Source organism: Cystobacter fuscus (assembly GCF_044360685.1).
Classification (GTDB): domain Bacteria; phylum Myxococcota; class Myxococcia; order Myxococcales; family Myxococcaceae; genus Cystobacter; species Cystobacter fuscus_C.
In genome coordinates this window covers 2648186-2669029 of the sequence record NZ_CP043491.1, presented here as the reverse complement: position 1 = coordinate 2669029, position 20844 = coordinate 2648186, and the positions used below count along the sequence as shown (strand labels likewise).

Genomic DNA, 20844 nt, shown 5'->3' with positions numbered 1-20844 from the left:
TGAACCAGGGATTCTCGAGTGGAGAGAAATTCCCATGAGGTGGATTGTTTTTGCGTTGAAATTCGATTGTTGAAGAAAAGGAGAGGTGGGTGACTGGGAGGGCATGTAACGGACCGGTGTAGCGGCCGTGCGCCCCTCCCAGAAGACACATGCCTGCCCAAGCCGTTCCCCTCGAGGGGCGCGGCAGGGGACTGGGTCTGCCAAGTCATTGGCTCATTCCATCGGAGAAACCTCCGAGGTGCTTGCGCTCACGGGCATGGGAGACGCTCGTGACGACAGGCCACCTTGAGAGTGATTGCTGTTCCTGGAGGACAGACGTGGGCCTCCGTGAACTCAATCAATTTGCAACGAAGCAGGTCTCCCGAATTGCGCGCATCAATTGAAAGGGGTTTGCACGATGTCGAATCTTCGTTCGAGTCTGGTCGGTTCCCTCTGTCTGATGGTGTCTCTGTTCGCGAGTGCCGCGAAGGCGGATTGCCAGTCATTCCTGGCTCCCTATTTCCAGTGGCTCGACATAGGCGGAACTTCGGTAGGTTTCACGTACGTGGCCATGCAACCCGATAAAGCCGCCCCGGTCACCTACGCGGCGACTCTCCCGAATGGGGAGTCGTATGGCCTCATGGTGAGGCTCAACAGCACGTCCATGGGGTCGTCGTTTAGCAACAATCAGGGAGCTCGCCAGCTCTTCTCGGACCGTAAGAACGGCCCCCAGCCGCTCGACCAGCCGTTCTCCATCAACAACCCGAGCTACATGCACCACCAGGTGGACCAGGACGGTAAGGTGTGGTTCATCTCGCGCACCACGGGAGCCGTGGTGGGGCAGATCAGCAACCCCGTGTGTGAGAACGGCTTGCTGTACGGCTGGGGCCCGTCGCTCAGCACCTTCAACAGCCCGACGATGTACGTCTTCCGCTTCTTCCAAGGGATCATCCTCAACTAGGCGCTGTCTGAGGGAAGCGCGAGCGCGGGCCTTTACCTCGTGGAGGAGGTGAGCTCGCGTGACGGGCTACGAGCTGAATGAGCGGCAGTGGGAGGCGTTTCAGCCTCTGCTGCCGCTCCAGGGGCACCGGGTCTCCCTCCCGCCGCCCCTGGAGCGTGATAGAGGGCCATTCCCGGAAAGGCACCGCCATGCCGGGAGATGTCCGCCCATGAAGCTCCTCTACCCTCTGCTCAACGTACTCCAGTCCCTCGTCCTGGCCGCGTGGGGTGCCTTCTGGATCATCGTCTCCGGAGTGGGGGCGATCCTGACCCTCGACGGCAACGTGCCCCTGATGATCGCGCGGCGCTTCTGGGCCCCGCTGCACTGGCGCATCACCGGCTCGCGGATGTTCGTGGAGCCGCTGCCCGACATCGACTGGAGCAAGCCCCACATCTTCATCATGAACCACCAGTCGGCGATGGACATCCCCTGCGCGTTCGCGGCGCTGCCGGTGAACCTGCGCTTCATCGCCAAGCACGTCCTCAAGTACGTGCCCTTCCTCGGTTGGTACATGGCGATGACGGGGATGATCTTCATCAACCGCTCCAACCATCGCGAGGCGGTGAGGAGCCTGGCGCTCGCCGGCGAGCGCATCCGCGCGGGCAAGTCCATCCTGGCCTTCCCCGAGGGCACCCGCTCGAGTGACGGGCTCATCCACCCCTTCAAGAAGGGCCCCTTCGTGCTCGCCATCGAGGCCCAGGTGCCCATCGTCCCCATCGCCATCGAGGGCGCCCTGCAGGTGCTGCCCCGCGGCGGCATCTGGCTGCGCAGGCACGACATCCGCGTGAAGGTGGGGCAGCCCATCGACACGAAGGGGCTCGGGAAGGCGGACCGCGACGCCCTGCTGCGTCAGGTCCGCGACACCGTCATCCAGCTCCACCGGGAGATCGGCGGACGGGGCGGCGTGACCCAGGCCATCGCCGAGCGCGGACAGGAAGGCAGTTCCCCTGCCCCCCTCTCCTCCTTGGAGTGAGCCGCGCTCCTCGGCTCAGTGCGTATAGGTGTAGTGGGGCGAGTCGTACTGCGGGCCAGACTTCTCATAGGTGAACCAGTACTCGAGCCGGCTCCCCGCGCTCAGTCCCGCCACGTCCTGCGTCCAGGTTCCGTTGGCGAGCGCCATCCGGAAGTTCTGCTGGCCGCCGCCATTGAGCGTGTAGTGCACGTCCACGTAGAGGGCGGAGGTGGTGGGCTTGAAGGAGATCCTGGCCTGGGTGCTGGAGGTCCGGGTGACGTTGGCGGTGTAGTCGGCCGTCGTGTGGCCGTCGCCGGTGCCCGAGGCACTGGTGGTGGCACTGACGGTGTTGCTCGCCGTGGAGGTGTTGCCGGCGGCGTCGCGCGCCTTGATGGAGAAGGAATACGTGGTGCTCGCCGACAGGCCGCTCGCGGTGAAGGTGGTGGCCGAGCTGGAGCCGACCAGTGTCGAGCCCCGATAGATGTCGTAGCTCGCGACGCCGACGTTGTCCGTGGACGCCGTCCAGGACAGGGTCACGCTGCTGCTCGTCGTGGACGAGACCTTCAGGGAGGACGGCGCGGAGGGCGCCTGGGTGTCGGTCGTGTTCCCGCCGCCGCCATTCACCACGGAGCCGGTGAAGGGATTGAAGCGGTGGATGGCGAGGAGGAGCCAGCCGGTGCTCGACACGCAGTTCTCCTGGGCCATGCGCCAGTAGTTGTTGCTGGTGCCCTTGAGGGAGTAGGGGACGCCGCCGAGCAGCGAGCCGCTCGTGCCCTGCTTCTTGATGATTTCGTCGATGATGGAGTCGGCCTTGGCCGTGTTGCCATTCATGTAGTGGGCGACCGACATGAAGGCCGAGCCCTCGAACCAGATGTCCGCGCACCGGTCGCCGTTGTAGTTGCCGTTCTGATCAGTGGCCCGGGCGCAGTCGTACTGCCAGTCGAAGTCATAGGCGGTGATGGTGGTGTTCTCGTATGGCAGGCTGTGCACGTACCGGGGATCCGCGACGGTGCCAACGCCCCGGGCATTGTCGACGGAGGCGAGCGAGGCCTTGTAGTCCCGGGTGCCCGACAAGCCGAGCGCGAGGACACCCCAGGGATTGACGTCCAGGGGCACGTTCGCGTCCAGCAGGCCGGTGTTGTTCTTCCACCCGCCGTAGAAGCGCTTCGTGGTGTCGTTCCACATCACGTTGTCGAGGAACTGCTTCACGCCCTGGGCGGCGTCGTTGTACGCCGTGGTGCGGTCGGAGAACTTGCCCGCGTAGTAGCGATAGAGGTTGTAGACGTCCTCGTTGTGCTCGGTGGAGCTCCAGACCTCGTCCGTCCAGACGCCCTGGATGTCCCAGGTGGTGCGTCCGCCGGAGATGGCACCGTTGGGCTTCTTGAACGTGAGCATCCATTCCAACGCCTTCCGGGCGGGGGTCCGGTAGGTGGTGGAGCCGTAGAGCTTCTCGTGGGTCATGAAGGCCATGGTGACCCAGGCCACCGGGCCCACGTGCTTGCGGATCTCCTCGCCGTAGCCGTTCCACCAGTAGGAGTTGATCCACGAGCCATCCGGATCCTGGATGGCGACGAGCTTGTCGAGCACCTTCTCGGCGCGCACGCGGTCGCCCTTGGCCATGAAGGCGATGGCGGCCACGGCCTGATCATAGGTGTAGACGATCTGCTTGCGCTCGGTGGCGTTCCACCAGTCATCGAAGCTGTCGACGAGACCGCTCAGGGCGCTCCCGTTCGTCAGATCCTGCTGCACCTTGAGCCACTGATACGCCCGGTCGGAGGCCAGTGCACGCTCCGTTGCACCCAACCCCTGGGTGGACTCGGTGGCTGACCCGGTTTCTTCCTCCATGCCGGGGCTGGGGCCCACTCCGCAGCCGAGGGAAAACGCCAGCGTGCCCGCGATCAACTTCCGGACGGAGACGAGATTTCGAAACATGGACACCCACACCTTGGAGGGGGCTGGCTGGGACCAACCCGTTCACGATGAAGAGGTCCGGTTCATAAAAAACGGGTTAAATATTGAAGGATGATTTTTCTCGTTTCTCTCGGAGAAGAAATCCCCCCAGGCAATCATGAAGGGTAACCCTTCATGGATGGAGTGCCGCGCTGGTGGCGGCGCCCCAGGCGGCGCGGGGTGGTGCGTCACCGGGTGCCGCGCCTGCTGGAGAAAAAAGGGTCCCTGCCCGAGCTTTGGCCCGGCGCTCAGACCGAAGGGCCAGGATCGACTCCCGCGAAGGGAATCACGGGGGCTGCGAACTGCCGCAAGATGGCCAGATGGACAAAGAGATCGAGCTTGCCAAGATTCTCCAATCGTCTTGGACCACCCATCACCAGGGCAGGTTCAAATCCATAGACCTCATTCGGCCCCAGAGGGCCAAGATTCTTCAATGCCCGCTTGAACAGCCACTTGTCCGTCTCATCCTCCAGATCGAAATCCTCTCTATCGAAAGAAGAGAAGAATACGCGAATGGCCAGGTCTGGTTTTTTCTGGACCTTTCGAAACTCCTTGTCCATCGCAATCAACGCATTCTCAGGACACCCGATCACGACGTACCTGTTGGTCCGCTCTCCCCAGGCGTACAGATCGCCAAAAGCCGAGCGTGCTATCACATGGAATGCATCAAGCTTCTCATACGGGGTGTCCGCCAGCCAGAGCTTGACCAGTCCGCTGTACTTCTCGGGGTTCACCGTCCAGACCAACCCCTTGGCATATCCGCACCAACCTTCCTCCTTCCAATAATTCAATAACTGCTGGGGAAGGACTCCGCGGAACTTCTCGAAGCTCAGCTCAGGCACGGCTTCGCGATGGGTGGCCTCGCCAAAATTCTCTATAAATATCTCAAAATCCTCATCTCTCACGGGCAGGACCCTTTCGATCGACACACGTCCAGCTTGACTTTCATTTTCTCTTTCCCCAGACCATTTCGGGTGGACTGCGCGGCATGTTCATCCATCTTGGACAAGCGGTCCTTCTGGTTCCAGCTCCCGCCAATGGCGCGGTTCACGCTTCTATTGCCCATGTTCTTTATCTCGGGATTGTTCCACCCACCCGCCTCGCCATCCGACTCATGTAATGCATCCAGGTTCGCCATGGCTTCGTCGGCACGCCTGCCTGCCTCCGCTTTCGCCGCTCGGGCACCCATCTCGGGATTCTTTTCCCGTATATCCATGGTGATGCTGTCTCGGATCTTCTTTTTGAACTTCCTTCTGAAACTACGTTGTTTCTGGGCCGCGCCAGGAGGGCGTGTTACTCCTTTTTTCTTGGCGTCCTCGAAGTCGTCCCTTGCTTTACGGTACTCCTCCACCGTCATATTATTGATGGCATCTTCTTGGCGCTGGACTTGCTGACTGTACTCCTTGAGATAGGCCTTTTTCTCTTCGGGAGAGAGATTGTCGAAAACTTCGCTATACGGGCAGAAGCAAGGCACCACCTGGAGCTGAACCCGGGTGATGAGCCTCCTGTCGGGTTTGTCCTGTTGCTTCTTCTTGCGGCGCTTCATGCGCTTGAGGGCGTCAACCAGCTCGTCGACGACTCCCTTCAGCTTCTTGATTTTGCCCAGATGGCGTGTGTTGGACGCAGCTCCAGCTCCGCCGGTGATGATGGCCAGGGCGATATCGAGGACCAACTCACCTCCGCCTTCGGTCATTTCCAAGTAGTGCTGGGCGGATATGAGCTCTGCCCCGAACTTCTTGAACATGCCATAGGTTTCGGGCTCGGTCATGAGGATGACATAGGCCTCGAGGTCCTCATCGAGGAAGAGCCCGAGTTGCGTATAGGCGGCTTTCAGCGCCTGGAGATCCTCCTTGAACTTTTCGGGAGCGGTGATGGGATTGATCCTCAGGCCCACCTCGTAGAGAACCTGACCGGTGCCCTTGATGACATCCCAGGCGAACTCCAGAATACCCGTGGCTCCGTTCCAAAGTCCTTTGAGGAACGCCGCCGTGTACATGCTCCCCTTGGCGATGCTGTTGCTCCCGGGAAAATTCAGGCCAAAGGTCAGGGCCTTCTCGAGTTGTTCATCGATGCGTCGGTACTCCTCACGTTCGACCGTGAGGATCTCATTCAACCCCTGTTGAAGTTGTTGCTTCAGTTGCGCGACCTTCTCATCGATGTCTGGCTCATACTCCACATGGACGGTGCCTTCGGAAATCCCAACGAAGCGCGCGAAACCATTTTGATCCAGCGTGCCGTCCACGCAACTGCCGTCGCCAAACGTCACTCGATAGGGCGTCCCCGCCGCGGGCTCCACCTGGCCGTGGTCATCTTTGTATTCCGTCCTGTGATCGAGTTCCACCCAGTGCTTGCTAGAGCATTTCTGGACGGGAGAGCCCGCCAATTGATCGCGGCCCGCATCCGCCTTGCTGGGCCTCGTGGGATCAGCCATGGTCTGTCCTCCTTCAACCGAGCACGACGGCAAAGTATTCGTCGAAAGCGTCCAACAGTCGGCCGAGCTTCCTCTCCCGCTCCCAGGCCCGCCCATCGGTCAAGATCTCATCCACCCATGGATAGAGGGGATCCTCATAGAAGCGGTGTCCGAAGAGAAAGGACAGGATGCAAAACTCCACCTGCTCCGTATCATGGAGGATTCCGTAGCGGATGGCTGCCTCCTGAGCTTGGACCGCCATGCCGCGGAGTGCCTTGGCCCCCACATAGCAAGCCTTCTCCGGCCAGATATCATGGAACTGAGCCAAGAGACGGTCCTGTCCGACCACCGAGAGGCAGGGAGCGCGCGCCAATCGCTGCCTCTGCGCAGCTCGCCAGGCCATGGTGGGGAAAGCCGCCCTGGGACCGAGTACCCGCTCCATGTAGCACAGCGCTTGATCCCAGAGATCGTCCATGCGACTGCGGGGGTCTACCAGGTTCGGATCCTCCAGAATCTCCTGAGCCCACTCCAACTGGGGGTCGGAATCAAACCCAATACCCAGCATGAAGGCCAGGTCGATGTAAAGACACTGGTCGCGCTCGGTGTCAAAGCCATGCCGTCTGGCCAGCCCAAGACCGTGGCGAATGAACCGCGAGAGCCCGGATTCGCCCAGGGACGAGGCATGGCCCGGGAAATGCTTGCTCAAGTGGGACAAGAGCGCCTGATGGTGGCGCTCCGTAGCCTGTCCTTCGAAAACCTTCAGCTGGCTTCGAGAGAGGGTCAGCACGCGTCGGCTCCAGGAAGAGAGGTCTCAGCAACAGGCGTGCGAAGTCCGCGCCGCGCAGCAGTCTACTGGCACCAGCGTACCGGGTGCACTCTTCCCCGTAGTCGGACGCCCCTGCGGGCAGCACGCGGAGTGCTCGATGCGCGCATGGGGGACACTCGAACTACAATATTTCGAATTTACTGCATGCTTCGCCGCCCTCGTACTGCGGACTGCGGCTGCACCCCGCATGTAAAGCCCCGCGACTTCGCGGTCCTACCGAAACAGGTTCTAAGGGCAGCCGCTCCTTTCGTGTCGATTCCTGGGACGCGGTCCGGCCCGGCCTCTCTCCTGGGTGGGCCCTGCTCGATGGGCCCCTGCCCTGAGAAGACGCATGCGCCTGGCCCACCGTTTCATGCTGCTGTGCACCCTGGCCGCCTTCGGTTGCGGTGGTCCCGATGACGAACCGCGTCCCGTGGATGAGCTGACCGGCGAGGTCCTGCTCGACCTGGCCGGGACCCACGACATGCATCGGCTGATGGAGGACGCCGACATGACGGGGGGAAACACGATCTCCGTCGCGCAGGTGCAGCAGTTCCTCCAGCAGAAGGGCTCCTACCTGGCCGGGTACAGGGATCCCGCGTGGGAAAACCAGACGGCCGCCACCCTCATCGTCGAGCGTTCCCGGGCGTATGGCATCAGCCCGCTCTACATGCTGGCGCGGATCCAGATCGAGTCCGGCCTCATCCAGAGTGGCACCTCGAACAAACTGAGCCAGGCCACCGGCTGTGGCTGTCCGGACTCGGGGGCTGCGACACGAGCTACGCGGGCTTTGGCAAACAGGTGGAGTGCGGCGCCGCGAAGATCCGCAACTACCTGAAGGACCTGGACGCGGGCAGGCCCACGATCAGCGGGTGGAAGGTCGGCGTCACCAAGCAGACGTTGGACCCCTGCACGGTGACGCCCGCCACCAAGGCCACCGCCGCGCTCTACACGTACACGCCCTGGGTGGGCGCGTATGCCTCGCAGTGCGGAAGGACCTCGGTGGGCGGCTCCTCGCTCGTGACGGCGGTCTTCACCCGCTACCGGAGCGAGTACAACTGGGGCTCCGGCTGCGTGCTCCAGGGGGAGATCAAGGCGAAGTACGACGCGGTGAACGGGCACGCGTTGCTGGGCGCGTGCCAGGCCGGGGAACTCGCGACACCGGACACCGTGGGCCGCTACAACCACTTCGAGCGGGGCAGCATCTACTGGACCCCGGCCACGGGAGCTCGCGTGGTGATGGGCTCCATCCGCGTCAAGTGGGAGCAGTTGGGCTGGGAGCGCAGCGTCCTGGGCTACCCCATCACCGACGAGATGACGACGCCGGACACGGTGGGCCGCTACAACCACTTCGAGCAGGGCAGCATCTACTGGACCCCGGAGACCGGCGCCCACGAGGTGCACCATCTCATCCGGGAGAAGTGGGCGGCGCTCGGCTGGGAGAAGAGTCCCCTGGGCTACCCGACCACGGACGAGATGACCACGCCAGACACGGTGGGCCGCTACAACCACTTCCAGAACGGCAGCATCTACTGGACGCCGACGACGGGGGCCTGGGCGGTGCACGGCCTCATCCGCGACAAGTGGGCGGCACTCGGCTGGGAGAGGAGCCCCCTGGGCTACCCGGTGTCCGACGAGTACGCCGTCACAGGTGGCCGTGAGAGCGAGTTCCAGAAGGGCTACCTCACCTGGTCCTCCGCCACCAACTCCGTCTCCGTTCGCATGAAGTAGCCCGACTGGAGGGGCCGTCAGTCTCCGCTGACGGCCAGCTGCCAGTCTCCATCACCGGAGATGCCGACGCGCAGGCCGAGGTAGCTGCGATCCCGCTGCATCGCCTTGAGCTGCGCGTCCGGGTAGATCCCCTTGAGGGCCTCGAAGTCCTGGGCGGTGGCGTTCTCACGGAACGCCGTGGGCCAGATGTAGAGCGCGTCCTGCTTCGTGTAGGGCAGGCTCAAGAGCTTCACCATCCGGGCGAGCACCGGTTCACCGCGCTCCTGCTCCGCCTGGCGCCAGAAACGGGCCACGTCCTCGTCGGCACCGAAGGAGAAGCGCAGGCTCTTGCCCTGCTCGTCCCCGAGCGCGGCGAGCGCCGCGTAGTCACATGCCACCGCCGCGGCGACGATGCGGCGGCGCATGGAGTCCACCGCGGGGGGAAGGGGCGGGTTCGCGGGGGAAGGCGTGGGGCTCAGTCCCTGGGCCGAGCAGGCGGAGCCTCCGTCCCCGGTGGGCGCGGGAGTCCCCGCGTCCGCGAGCCCCGCGTCCGGCTCCCCCGCATCGTTGGCGCCGGCATCCGGGGGCGCCGCATCGGTCTTCCCGGAATCGATGGGGGGTGGCGCGGGCGGCGTGGGGGCACGGCGCGAGTCAGTGCAGGCGAGGCTCATGGAGAAGGCACAGACAGAGAGGAAGAGGGCACGGTTCATGGTGCGCGCGTTGTAGACCAACGCGGGAGCGCACGGGGACGCGCCGTGCGTCCTCGATGTGTGGGCAACTCGCGCCAGGACCCCGCTCTCGAGTCCTTTGACACCTGGCTCGCGCTCGGAGAAGGAGTCCTTCGACACCGGCCCTGATTCCCGGAGCACCGTTGAGCCCCGTCATGTTGGTCCTGTCGTCCGCCTTCTTCCATGCGCTGTGGAACGCGCTCCTCAAGCGGCACGAGGATCCGGAGTCCGCCGTGGTGGGCGTCATCACCGTCACCGTGGCGTGCGGAGGACTCTGGGCGCTCGGCCTCCAGGGCGCGGCCTTTCCCACCTCCGCGGCCTTGCTGTGGGGCGTCATGGCGGGCGTGCTGGAGAGCGGCTACCTGGTGATGCTCGCCAAGGCCCTGAGCCGAGCTCCGTTGGGGCTCGCGTACACGGTGTCCCGTGGCGGAGCGGTGTTGCTCGTGTGGCCCGTGTCCGTGCTGTGGTTGGACGAGCGACTCACGCTCGGGTCCGTGGCTGGCGCGGCCCTGGTGGCCGTGGGCATGGCGGGAATGAACCTCGTACGGCCTCGAGGCAGGGAGAAGGAAGGCGTGCTCTGGGCCCTCGCGAGCGCCGTGTGCATCGCCGGGTACAACCTCAGCTACAAGCGCGCCCTGGGAGAGGGCGCACAACCTCCGGCCCTGTTCACCCTATCGCTCGGCGTGGCCCTTCCCCTGCTCATCCTCATGTGCCGCCAGAAAGAGCCAGGTTGGGGCGCTCTGCGCCGGAAGGCCATGGCCCGACCCTTGCTGCTCGTGACAGCGGGAGTCCTGTGCACGCTGTCGTTCTCGCTGCTGCTCCTCGCGCTCACGAACAGTGGGACGGGGGCCGTGCTCACCCTGCGCAATACGTCCATCGTGTTCGCGCTGGCGCTCGGCGCGCTCCAAAACGAACGGATGGAACGGCGGCAACTCGCTGGTGCTGGACTGGTGACGATGGGGGCCGTGCTGCTGGGGTGGCCCCGGGTATAGCGAGCGCGGCGGGGCGAAGCACTCAGCGGGCCGCGGTGGCGATCACGCGCGCGTAGAACCGCACGGCGAACTCCAGGTTCTCGAGCGTCATGTGCTCGTTCGTCCCATGAATCATCTGGATGCTGGCGAGTGAGAAGGTCATGGGTTGGAAGCGGTAGACGTCCGTGGCCACCGGCTGCAGGTGACGGCTGTCGGTCGCCGCGGTGACCAGCCCGGGTGAGACGGGTGCCCGGCTCATCTCCCCGGCGATCGTGGCCAGCACGTTCCACCCCCGCGAGCGCGTGGAGGAGATGGGGGTGGGCTCATCCGGGGTCTTCGTCCAGGAGATCTCGACGGGCAGGTCACCGACGGCGGCGCGGGTGTGGGCCAGGACCGTCTCCGAGGTGTCACCGGGCGCGATGCGGTAGTTGATCCACGCCGTGGCGTCCTGCGGCAGCACGTTCTCCTTGGGGCTGCCCCTCAACATCGTGGGCGCGATGGTGGTGTGCAGCAGGGCCGCGCCCGCGGGGGTGGCCGCGACCTGCTGGATGATGAGCGGCTCGAACAGCCAGCGGTTGGCCACGGCCATGCGCAGCGGCCAGGGCCCCACGGGCGCGAGCGTCTCCAGCATGGCCGCCCCGGGCCCCTTGAGCTCCAGGGGGAAGGGGTGCTCGGCGATCGCGACGACGGCCCTGGACAACAGCACGGCGCCACCGGCGTCCTTGGGCGGAGAGGACGAGTGGCCTCCCGGTGCCCGGGCCACGACGTTCAACGTCCCATAACCCTTCTCGGCGACGCCAATCAGGGCGACCGCGCCCCCGGTGACCGGATTGTCCGAGATCACCGCCATGCCCTCGTCGAGCACGAACTCGGCCTGGAGCCCGCGCGCCTTCATCCAGTCCGCCACCGCGGGAGCCCCCTCGCCGCGAGCCTCCTCGTCGTGGGTGGAGGCAATGAGCACCGTGCGGCGAGGCGTGAAGCCCTGGGAGGCGAGCAGCTCGGAGCCCTCGAACAGGGTGATCAACGAGCCCTTGTCGTCGATGGCCCCGCGGCCCCAGACCGCGCCGTCGGCGATCACGCCGTCGAAGGGCGGATGGCGCCAGTCCTTCTCGGTGCCGGGGGTCACCGGCACCACGTCCTGGTGGGCCATGAGGAGGATGGGGGCCAGCGAGGGGTCCGAGCCCTTCCAGGTGTAGATGAGCGTATGGCCGGAGATCACCTCGCGCGTCATGGCGGCGTGCGCGGCGGGATAGGCGCTCTCGAGCCAGGCATGGAGCCGCTCCCACTCGGCGGGCTGATCCTCGGCCTTGTCCTGGTGGCTGACGGTGCGGAAGCGGATGGCCTGGGACAGGCGCTGGGCGGCCGCGTTCACATCCACCACGACAGCCCCGGCCGGCGAGCCCCCCTCCAGGGCCGCCGCGGCGGGGGCCTCGAGCCTCGCCGTGCGGACCCCCATCACCGCCGCCAACAACACCAGTGCGCCACTGGCGCCAAGGCCGATCCTCGCCAGGGTCCTCATCACCACCCTCCCCTTCAGAAAACGTGATTGAAGTCCAGGTAGAAGCCGGTGGTGCCCTCCTGGGGGCTCACGCCGTAGTCGAGCCGGACGATGAAGTTGTCCTCCCACGCGATGCGCAGGCCACCACCGCCCGTGTAGCGCGGGGCCCGAGCCTCCAGGGAGTCCAGGTTCGCCCACGCCTGGCCCACGTCCATGAAGGCCAGCAGGGTGAAATCCAGGTGCTGATTCCCCGGTGCCACCGAGAGGAACTTCCAGCGCAGCTCCCCGTTGGCCAGCGCCTTGACCTGTCCGCGCAGCCGGTTCTTGAGCATGCCGCGCGCGGTGTTCACGCCACCGATGCCGCTCATCGTCTCGCGCCACTCCACGCCGCCAAAGGACGTGAGCTGCGGAAAGGGAACATCGCCCCCCATCACGTCCGCGAAGAGCCGCAAGGCGGCCACCAACCGGTCCGTGCCCAGCGGGTGGTAGAAGCGCAGGTTGGCCGTGACCCCGACGTAGTTGAAGGCGCTCCCCGTCACGCCCGCGGCCCCACGCACCGCGAGCTCGTGGAACATGCCCCGCACGGGCGCCGGCTCGTTGTCGCGCAGATCCAACAGCAGGCTCGCCGTCACCTCGGCCGTGCGGAAGATGCTCACCCCCTCCAGGTGGCCGGCCGTCAGTCCGGAGATGCGTCCCGCCCGCACGTCCTCTTCCAGGAGCGAGTCCCGGGCCTGTCCCAGGTCGTCCACGGCGTAGCGGGTGCGCAGCTCGGTGAGCCGGAAGCGGTAGCCGGCCGCCACCTGCCAGGGGCCGCTGAGCGAGCGGCGCACGTTGAGCATGACGCTCGGGAAGGTGCGTTGATCGAAGGCGTAGTAGCGCGCGCCTCGGAACTCCGGGTTGCCCGGGCAGACGTTGGGGTTGGACTTCAGCGCGTCGCGGTCGCCGCAGGTGTTGAAGGAGGGCACGTAGCGCGTGTCCCCGGGCGGGCCGTAGTACGGCGAGAAGCGATCGTTGAGCAGCGCCACGTCCAGCACCACCCGCCAGGGTGAGTCCAGGAAGTGGGGGGCATCCAGGGCGAGGCGGTGGATGGCCACCCCCACCGTCGTCTGGAAGAACTGCGCCATGAAGGCGTAGCGGTAGGGCCGGATCGTGCCGTCACCCGAGTCCACCACCAGCAGCCGAGCGCCATACCCCAGGCCCTCGTCGCTGTTGTAGTTGATGAGTGGCAGGCCCTGGACCCCCCAGCCCCTGCGAGGCGGAGCGGGCGTGGGCGTCAACTCCTCGGCGGGCTCCTGGGTGGACTCGGGCGGGGGCGCCGGGGGCGGGTCCTCCGCCCGGGCCGTGGCCGTGACCAGCGAGGCCACCAGTACCCCTGTCCACATCGTCCGAATCAGCAACATGCGAGACTCCTCCGCCCAGGTGTCAAAGAACTCCGCACTCCGCCCTCCGCCCCCGCCCAGGTGTCGAAGAACTCGAGGCTCGTGAGACCGTGGGCGGAAGGGAGAGCGCGCCTCAGCCTACCTTGGAGCTGGTGATGCCCAGCGTGTCCAGATAGCTGTGGACTCCGCGGATGTGATTGCCCCCGTCGACGGCGATGGTCTCACCGGTGACCCACGACGCGAGATCACTGCACAGGAACGACACCACCTTGGCCACGTCCTCCGGCTCGCCCATCGGCTTGCCGAGCGGCGTCCGCTCGAGGAACGCATTCATCATGGCCTCCGTCTGCAGACCGGCCCCCTCGGACAGGGGCGTGCGGATGAGCCCCGGCGCGACGATGTTGGCGCGGATGCCGTAGCGGCCCAGTTCCGAGGCCGTGACCTTGGTGAGGTTCGCGAGTCCCGCCTTGGAGGCGCAGTAGTGGGCGAGCCCATCCGTCACGTTCGTCTGGTTCAACGACGAGATGTTGACGATGGAGCCGGGCTGCCTGGCGTCCACGAGCGCCCGCCCCAGGGCCTTGGTGAAGAGGAAGGGCCCCTTGAGGTTGATGCCCAGGATCTGGTCGAACTGCTCCTCCGGCATGTCGATGATGGGCGAGAGGGCACCCGTCCCGGCGTTGTTCACGAGGATGCCCGGCAGACCGAACTCACGCGTGGCCGTCTCGATCGCCCGGGACACGTCCGCGGCCTGGACCACGTCTCCCGCGAAGGGCACCGCCCGCACGCGCCCCTCCATCGTCCGATTCAGTCCCTCGGCGGCGGACTCCACCTTCTCCCGGGTACGGCCGAAGAGGAGGACATTGGCTCCGTTGCGCATGAGATGCGCGGCGATCGCCAACCCGATTCCCTGCCCGGCTCCCGTCACAATGGCACTGCTCGATACGAGCTTCATCCCGACCCCCTTTTGTTCACTGGGAGACGGGACCCTACACAGCCGCGATGTGGGCCGGCAAGGAGCGGGCCTCCCACCACGAGGCCCTCCTTTCCTCGATGGGGATGAGGCTCATCCTCGTTCGTGCCGCGCGCGCTGCTGGCGGCGGACCTGCCGTCGAGCCGGAGCAGGACGAGGTCCGTGAGGTCATCGGGTCAGCAGGGCGAGGATCTCCCTCACGGAGGGGGCGTCGCACTCCACGCCCGGTGTGTCCGGCCCGGAGACCGTCTCGCACCGCTGGAGGACGTGCAGGAGCGGATGATCACAGGACAGGGCGGTCAGCCCCACGGAAGCCAGCTCCGCGCGCGCCTTCTTCTCGGCGGCGTCGAGCCGCTCGGCCCGGGCTGGCTCCTGCTGGCGAAAGGCCGCTTCGGTCATGGGTTTGCCGTCCGACAATTGGCGGCCCCCGCGTCGCAAGCCGTCGACGACCAGGGGCACCCTGCACATCTCCAGGGAGCGGGCCGCGCGCAGGGCGTCCCGGCCGTCCGTGGGTGTCGCCCCGGGCGGAGGCCCGGCCCAGACTACCCGGCACGGCTCGAGCACGGGATTGCCGCCCGACTGGCCCCGCGCGAGGCCGTGCATGGCCACGAGCTGCCCCGCGACCAGACCGCCAGCGGCGGCCGCCTGCCCCGCCTCCACCCGGCAGAGGACGGAGCGCGAGGGCTGCTTCGACGCGAAGGTGACCACGAGGCGTCCGCCGTCCTCGTGGATCGCCTTGATCAGACCGGCCACCTCCACCTCGCCCCCATTCACGACGCCCCGTCCGTTCGAGGAGAGCATCCCGTCCGGCGAGGTGCGCACCATGTCCGCGGGCGAGGCGGGGACCGAGGACTTCTTGCACCCGCCACCCGCCACCAACCCCAGCACCGCCACCAGCAACACACGCTTCAACACGGCCTCCTCGACGGACGAACAACCCACACCCTACCGGAAGCCGCCCCCCTCGCGCTGGCCGTTGAAGACGCGCCTGTTTCCACCGGGCGGCGCCACTGTCCATTGACACGGACATGAACGGAAACTATGTTGGTTACAGTTCGAGCCCACCGATGAACACCAGCAGCCGATTCACCGTCGCCATCCACATCCTGACCCTGCTCGCCCACGGCGGGGGGGAGCAGATGACGTCGGAGTACATCGCCGGGAGCGTGAACACCAACCCGGTCGTCATCCGGCGGTTGCTGGCGCTCCTGCGTGACGCCCGGCTGGTCACCTCCCAGGTCGGCGTGGGCGGCGGCTGGCAGCTCGCACGGCCTCCCAAGGGAATCACCCTGAGGGATATCTATCGCGCGGTGGAAGGTGGCGCCCTCTTCCCCCTCCACAGCAACACCCCGAATCCCCGCTGTCCCGTGGGGAGCACCATCCAGTCCGCGCTGTCCGGACACTTCGAGGAGGCACAACTCGCGCTGGAAAAGGACCTCGAGCGCACGACCGTCGCGGACCTCGTCGAGGAAATAGGAACACTCGCCCGCTAGAGCGGTCCGCGAGCCTCGTTTTTTTTGCCCTGATTTGTAACCACTTCAGTTTCAGTTCAACCCCGCAGACCCCTGGAATGCCCATGACCCCCCCGAACAAGAAGTCGAGCAGGACCTCCCCCATCGCCCTGGCGGCGCTCACCGCGGCGGTCTCGCTCAGCGCCTGCGCCTCATCCACCCCCACCCAACGCACCGAAGGCACGACCATGACCAGCAGCACGCAGCAGAACCAGAAGCAGCAGGTGGTCGACCTCCTCAAGGCGATTGAAACCGGGGAGGGGGCGCCCGTCGCCGTCATCAACCCGGACAAATACATCCAGCACAACCTGGGGGCCGCGGACGGCCTTGTCGGCTTCGGCGCGCTCCTGCAGGCACTCCCCAAGGACTCGGCCCGGGTGAACACCGTGCGGGTGTTCCAGGACGGCGATCTCGTCTTCGCCCACACCGACTACGACTTCTTCGGACCCAAGATTGGTTTCGACATCTTCCGCTTCGAGAACGGGAAGATCGTGGAGCACTGGGACAACCTCCAGGAGAAGCCGGCCAGCCCCAACCCGAGCGGCCACACGATGCTCGACGGCCCCACCCGGGCCAACGACCTCGACAAGACCGAGGCCAACAAGAAGCTCGTGGCGGGCTTCGTGGACGACATCCTCGTCAACGGCCGGATGGAGAAGCTCGCGGGCTACTTCAACGGAGACAGCTACCTCCAGCACAACCCACGGATCGCGGACGGGCTCTCCGGTTTGGGACAGGCGCTCCAGGCCATGGCCAAGGCAGGCGTCAGCATGAAGTACGACCGGGTCCACAAGGTGCTCGGCGAGGGCAACTTCGTGCTGGTGGCGAGCGAGGGCAGCTTCGGAGGCAAGCCCACGTCGTTCTATGACTTGTTCCGCGTCGAGAACGGCAAGATCGCCGAGCACTGGGACACCATCGAGACCGTCCCGGCGCGCGACCAGTGGAAGAACCAGAACGGCAAGTTCTAACCGCCAGGCAGTCCCCAAGGGGAGGGGCCACGTGTGTCCCGGGCGCCCTCCCCTCTCCTGTTCGTGGTGACCCATGTCCTCTCCCGCCCCAGTGCTGCCGCTCGACGCGTACCGAGGGCTCGTCTCCCTCGACACCCCATTCACTCCTTCCGCCCCCGCCTCGGAAGAGGAACGCCCGGCCTTGTCACGGCGTCTGCTCGAGCACCTCCAGCAGGACGGCACCGAGCAACGGCTGCGGGAGGAGTTGGGCACGAGCACCCGGCTGGAGGCGGATGAGCGGACCTGGCTGCGCGCGCTCCTCACGGTTCGCGGCCCCCAGGAACTTCCGGAGGACTTCCACCTGGCCATGGACCGGCTCCTCCAGGCGGAACGGCGGATGCGCCCCGAGGTGGACCCCATCCGTCTGCCACGTCTCGGCGACGTCCCGGGCACGGCGGCCGCCCGCTGCGCCGTGTGGCAGGGGGACATCACCACGCTCGCGGCGGATGCCATCGTCAACGCCGCGAACGCCCAGCTGCTCGGATGCTTCCGTCCCTTCCACGCGTGCATCGACAACGCCATCCACGCGGCGGCCGGCCCCAGGCTGCGCGAGGACTGCGCCCGCATCATGAGAGCCCAGGGCACGCCCGAGCCCACGGGCCACGCGAAGGCGACCCGGGCGTACGGCCTGCCCGCCCGCTACGTGCTGCACACGGTGGGGCCCATCGTGCGCGGCGCCTTGCGCCCGGAGCACGAGGAGGCGCTCGCCGCCTGCTATCGCGCCTGTCTGGACGTGGCCACGCGGCTCCAGGGCGTGCGCTCGGTCGCGCTGTGCGCCATCTCCACGGGTGTCTTTGGCTTTCCCAAGCAGCCCGCCGCCCGGGTGGCGCTGCGTACGGTGGGAACATGGCTGCGCGAGCACCCCGGCGCGCTCGATCTGGTGCTGTTCAACGTCTTCGGTGACGAGGACCGCGAGGCGTATTCCGCGGCACTCCGGAGGGGAGCCCTCGATGAACACGCGTGAAGGAACACGGAGCATGAAGCACGAGAAGGCGGTGGAGCTGGCGCGGCGATGGCTCGCGGAGAGCGAGCGGGTCCTCATCGGCGCGGGGGCGGGCATGTCGGCCGCGGCGGGCATCGACTACGGAGACACGGCGACGTTCGCCCGGCTGTTCCCCGCCTTCGTCCGCCTGGGCTTTCGCGCCCAATACCAGTTCATTGGCCACGAGGGCCTCACCCCCGCGCAGCACTGGGGCTTCTGGTCGACACACGTGAAGCACGTGCGCTTCGGGGAGGACGAGCGCCCCGCCTACCAGACACTCCGGCACCTCGTGAAGGACAAGGACACGTTCGTCCTCACGTCCAATGTCGACATGCTGTTCCCTCGCAATGGCTTCGACGAGGCCCGGCTCTTCACGCCGCAAGGGGACTACGCGCGCATGCAGTGCCGGAGGGCCTGCACGCGCGAGACCTGGCCCACGCGGCCCTTCATCGAGCGGTGCCTCGCGGCGACGGATCCGATGACCCAGCAGGTGACGGCGCCTGACGCCCTCCCGCGCTGCCCCCGCTGCGGAGGAGACGTCTTCATGAACGTGCGCCTGGACGCCTCCTTCCTGGAGGAGCCCTACGTCGAGCAGGCGCGGCGCTTCCGGCAATGGATGCGCGAGGGCGCGGCGCAACGGCTGCTCGTCATCGAGGTGGGGGCGGGCTTCAACACGCCCTCGGTGGTGCGCTGGCGGATGGAGCACCTCGTCCACCATCACCCCGATGCCCGGCTGGTCCGCATCAACCTCACGGACCCCGAGCTTCCCGAGGAACTCGGCGAGCGCGCCGTCTCCCTGGCGATGGGAGCGAGTCAGGCGTTCGAGTTGCTGGGGCCGCCCTCCCGCTCATGAGGCTCCCAGCTGGAGCAGGTGTAGACCGTGAAGCAGACCGGGCGCCGGAGGTTCTGTCCCGGCGCGGACCCTGTCCTCAGGCTCCGGGGTGATGTCAGACCCAGCAAGATGCCGTTATGCCCCCTTCATCCGAAGTCCATGGGGGGCAGTCGCCATGTCTGAACGTGTTGCCACGCTCGTGCTGTCCGGCGGAGGAGCCAAGGGTGCATTCCAGATCGGCGCCGAGCGCGTCCTTCGCGAGGAACTCGGCTTCCGCTGGGAGCGCATCATCGGAGTGTCCGTCGGAGCCCTCAACGCCACGCTCCTCGCCCAGCAGGAATACGCACGGTTGATGGACCTCTGGATGAACATCCGGGAGGAGGACATCTACCGGAAGTTCTCCTGGCCCGTCGTGGCCTTCCGGCTCGCCGTCCAGCACAAGCTCGGGTTCTTCGATGACTCGCCGCTGCGAGCGCTCATCCAGAAGCACGCGGCGGGGCGGCCCTTCCGCGTCCCCACCCATGTGGGCCGCGTCTCGCTCGTGTCGGGGGAGTACGAGCTGATCCACCATGAGACCCCCGACTTCCTCGACGCGGTGTGGCATAGCGCGACGATGCCCGTCATCTGGGAGGCGATTGGCCCCCAGGCGTTCGTGGACGGAGGACTGCGCAACGTCACCCCGCTCGGCGACGCCCTGAACTTCAACCCGACGCAAATCGTGGTCATCGCCTGCAGCTCGGGAAAGGCAGAGCAGGTGAACCCCCCGGCCAACATCATCGACGTGGCCAAGCGCAGCCTCACCGACATCACCATCAATGAAATCCTGCTCAACGACGTCGATGAGTTCATCCGCATCAACGACCTGGTGCGGCAGGCCCAGGCGGCGGGTCTGGAACTGAAGAAGCCGGACGGCAGCGCCTACCGCCACTGCCCCATCACCGTGATCCAACCGAGCAAGCGGCTGGGGGACACGCTCGACTTCTCGTCCGTGACCATCCGGTTGCGCATGCGTCACGGCGAGGAGGTCGCACGACTGGAGATGGCACGACAGACCATGATGAACCTGCCGCCCCCCGTGCCTCCCACATCAGCGCTGTAGGCTGACGGGAGCCACCGAGCCTGGCACACCCCAGACGCCACTCTGGGATTACACGATTTTTCCGTTTATAACGTTTTACTTTCTATTCAGATCGAGGGGTGCTCAAATGATGTCTTCCCATTGACCGCTGCCTCACCCGGAGGTTGTCTGCCATGAAGAAAGTTCTCGCCACCGCGCTCCTCGTGACCGTATCCGCATGTGGCGGTGAAGAAGGAGGCCCGTGGAGCGGCGCGGAGGACAGCGCCTCCGACACGCTCGCGGGCACGAGCGCCAGCCTGGCCCAGCCTTCTCCCACCTTCCTTCCCAAGCCCACCGGCCCCTGTCCCGAGTTCAAGGATGGAACGTTGACCTTCCAACCGGCGGGAATCCCGGCCCGCTCGGTCCGCATCTGGATGTCGGACGCGGCCAAGACATTGGATGGCCCGCTCGTCTTCTACTGGCACGGCACGGGCAGCCAGCCGACAGAGGCCACCACGGGCATCGGCACGACGCAGATCGAAGCCATCAAGGCCCAGGGTGGAATCGTCGCGGCGCCGGTACACGATCCCGCCGCGGGCACCTTCCCCTGGTTCTATGTCTCGTCCACGTCACGTGACGATGACTTCCGCGTGGCGGACGAGGTCCTGGCGTGTGCCATCCAGAAGGTTGGCATCAATGTGAGCCGCATCCACAGCATGGGCATGAGCGCGGGTGGCCTGAACACCACACACATGAGCTACCGCCGCTCGGGCTACATCGCGAGCGTGGCGACCTACTCGGGGGGAAGGACCTCCACCATCCCGACGCAGGATCCGACGAACAAGTTCGCCGCCATGATCTTCCACGGGGGCTCGTCCGACCAGGTCGTCATCAACTTCCAGACGGTGAGCCAGAACTACTACAACGACCTGAAGTCCAAGTCCCAGTTCGCCATGATTTGCAACCACGGCAGGGGGCACTCCATCCCCACGGACGCGCGCGCGGCGGTCTGGCAGTTCCTCCAGGCCCACCCGTTCGGCACCGTCCCGTCTCCCTACGCGGGCGGACTGCCGAGCACCATGCCGAGCTACTGCCAGCGCTGA

Annotated in this window: 20 protein-coding genes; 11 read left to right on the top strand and 9 right to left on the bottom strand. The window is 66.0% G+C overall.

From position 1 onward, the window contains the following. Positions 1-550: 550 nt before the first annotated feature. Both F0U63_RS11080 and F0U63_RS11075 read left to right on the top strand, forming a co-directional pair. Positions 551-940, top strand: a complete 390-nt coding sequence (locus F0U63_RS11080) for a hypothetical protein (RefSeq protein WP_395845858.1) — start codon at positions 551-553, stop codon at positions 938-940. Positions 941-1148: 208 nt separating this feature from the next. Beyond that, a complete protein-coding gene (locus tag F0U63_RS11075; RefSeq protein ID WP_395845857.1) occupies positions 1149-1952 on the top strand; it encodes a lysophospholipid acyltransferase family protein in 804 nt (267 codons plus the stop codon). 15 nt (positions 1953-1967) lie between these two features. Here F0U63_RS11075 and F0U63_RS11070 read toward each other — a convergent pair whose 3' ends face one another. The 4 genes from F0U63_RS11070 to F0U63_RS11055 all read right to left on the bottom strand — a co-directional run bounded on the left by F0U63_RS11070 (position 1968) and on the right by F0U63_RS11055 (position 7078). Further along, positions 1968-3863: a fibronectin type III domain-containing protein gene (locus tag F0U63_RS11070; protein WP_395845856.1), complete on the bottom strand. Its 1896-nt coding sequence runs from the start codon at positions 3861-3863 to the stop codon at positions 1968-1970. Positions 3864-4129: 266 nt separating this feature from the next. Next, complete coding sequence (locus F0U63_RS11065; RefSeq protein ID WP_395845855.1) at positions 4130-4786, bottom strand: GAD-like domain-containing protein; 657 nt, start codon at positions 4784-4786, stop codon at positions 4130-4132. After that, the gene (locus tag F0U63_RS11060; RefSeq protein WP_395845854.1) at positions 4783-6312 is read right to left on the bottom strand and encodes a polymorphic toxin type 15 domain-containing protein; all 1530 of its coding nucleotides are present in this window, start codon (positions 6310-6312) and stop codon (positions 4783-4785) included. Before F0U63_RS11060 ends, F0U63_RS11065 begins: the two co-directional genes overlap by 4 nt. Positions 6313-6325: 13 nt before the next feature. Next, positions 6326-7078, bottom strand: coding sequence for a hypothetical protein (locus F0U63_RS11055; protein WP_395845853.1), 753 nt, complete (start codon positions 7076-7078; stop codon positions 6326-6328). Positions 7079-7448: 370 nt separating this feature from the next. Here F0U63_RS11055 and F0U63_RS11050 point away from each other — a divergent pair, with 370 nt between their 5' ends. Next, positions 7449-7934, top strand: coding sequence for a hypothetical protein (locus tag F0U63_RS11050; RefSeq protein ID WP_395845852.1), 486 nt, complete (start codon positions 7449-7451; stop codon positions 7932-7934). After that, the gene (locus F0U63_RS11045) at positions 7898-8827 is read left to right on the top strand and encodes an LGFP repeat-containing protein (RefSeq protein WP_395845851.1); all 930 of its coding nucleotides are present in this window, start codon (positions 7898-7900) and stop codon (positions 8825-8827) included. The genes F0U63_RS11050 and F0U63_RS11045 overlap by 37 nt, the downstream gene beginning before the upstream one ends. Before the next feature lie 17 nt (positions 8828-8844). On the opposite strand, the gene F0U63_RS11040 is transcribed toward F0U63_RS11045, so the two are convergent. Next, positions 8845-9516, bottom strand: a complete 672-nt coding sequence (locus F0U63_RS11040) for a hypothetical protein (RefSeq protein WP_395845850.1) — start codon at positions 9514-9516, stop codon at positions 8845-8847. A 173-nt stretch (positions 9517-9689) separates the two neighbouring features. On the opposite strand from F0U63_RS11040, the gene F0U63_RS11035 reads away from it, so the two are divergent. Then, positions 9690-10526, top strand: a complete 837-nt coding sequence (locus tag F0U63_RS11035) for an EamA family transporter (RefSeq protein WP_395845849.1) — start codon at positions 9690-9692, stop codon at positions 10524-10526. 22 nt (positions 10527-10548) lie between these two features. Here F0U63_RS11035 and F0U63_RS11030 read toward each other — a convergent pair whose 3' ends face one another. From F0U63_RS11030 to F0U63_RS11015, 4 genes are all read right to left on the bottom strand, one after another. Continuing rightward, positions 10549-12024 carry a M20 family peptidase gene (locus F0U63_RS11030; protein ID WP_395845848.1) on the bottom strand — a complete coding sequence of 492 codons (1476 nt, stop codon included), beginning with the start codon at positions 12022-12024 and terminating at the stop codon, positions 10549-10551. Between the two features lie 14 nt (positions 12025-12038). After that, positions 12039-13403 (bottom strand): BamA/TamA family outer membrane protein, encoded by a 1365-nt coding sequence (locus tag F0U63_RS11025; RefSeq protein ID WP_395845847.1) that lies wholly within the window; start codon positions 13401-13403, stop codon positions 12039-12041. 112 nt (positions 13404-13515) lie between these two features. Continuing rightward, a complete protein-coding gene (locus tag F0U63_RS11020; RefSeq protein ID WP_395845846.1) occupies positions 13516-14334 on the bottom strand; it encodes an SDR family NAD(P)-dependent oxidoreductase in 819 nt (272 codons plus the stop codon). A 186-nt stretch (positions 14335-14520) separates the two neighbouring features. Beyond that, positions 14521-15264 (bottom strand): hypothetical protein, encoded by a 744-nt coding sequence (locus F0U63_RS11015; RefSeq protein WP_395845845.1) that lies wholly within the window; start codon positions 15262-15264, stop codon positions 14521-14523. 155 nt (positions 15265-15419) lie between these two features. Between F0U63_RS11015 and F0U63_RS11010 the strand changes: the two genes are divergently transcribed. From F0U63_RS11010 to F0U63_RS10985, 6 genes are all read left to right on the top strand, one after another. Further along, positions 15420-15845: an Rrf2 family transcriptional regulator gene (locus tag F0U63_RS11010; protein ID WP_395845844.1), complete on the top strand. Its 426-nt coding sequence runs from the start codon at positions 15420-15422 to the stop codon at positions 15843-15845. A gap of 83 nt (positions 15846-15928) precedes the next feature. Continuing rightward, the gene (locus tag F0U63_RS11005; protein ID WP_395845843.1) at positions 15929-16831 is read left to right on the top strand and encodes a nuclear transport factor 2 family protein; all 903 of its coding nucleotides are present in this window, start codon (positions 15929-15931) and stop codon (positions 16829-16831) included. Between the two features lie 73 nt (positions 16832-16904). Further along, the gene (locus tag F0U63_RS11000; RefSeq protein ID WP_395845842.1) at positions 16905-17834 is read left to right on the top strand and encodes a protein-ADP-ribose hydrolase; all 930 of its coding nucleotides are present in this window, start codon (positions 16905-16907) and stop codon (positions 17832-17834) included. Positions 17835-17847: 13 nt separating this feature from the next. After that, positions 17848-18705: an NAD-dependent protein deacetylase of SIR2 family gene (locus F0U63_RS10995; RefSeq protein WP_395845841.1), complete on the top strand. Its 858-nt coding sequence runs from the start codon at positions 17848-17850 to the stop codon at positions 18703-18705. Positions 18706-18859: 154 nt separating this feature from the next. Continuing rightward, entirely contained in the window at positions 18860-19783 is a 924-nt protein-coding gene (locus F0U63_RS10990; protein WP_395845840.1) for a patatin-like phospholipase family protein, read from the top strand. A gap of 152 nt (positions 19784-19935) precedes the next feature. Beyond that, positions 19936-20844, top strand: a complete 909-nt coding sequence (locus F0U63_RS10985) for a hypothetical protein (protein ID WP_395845839.1) — start codon at positions 19936-19938, stop codon at positions 20842-20844.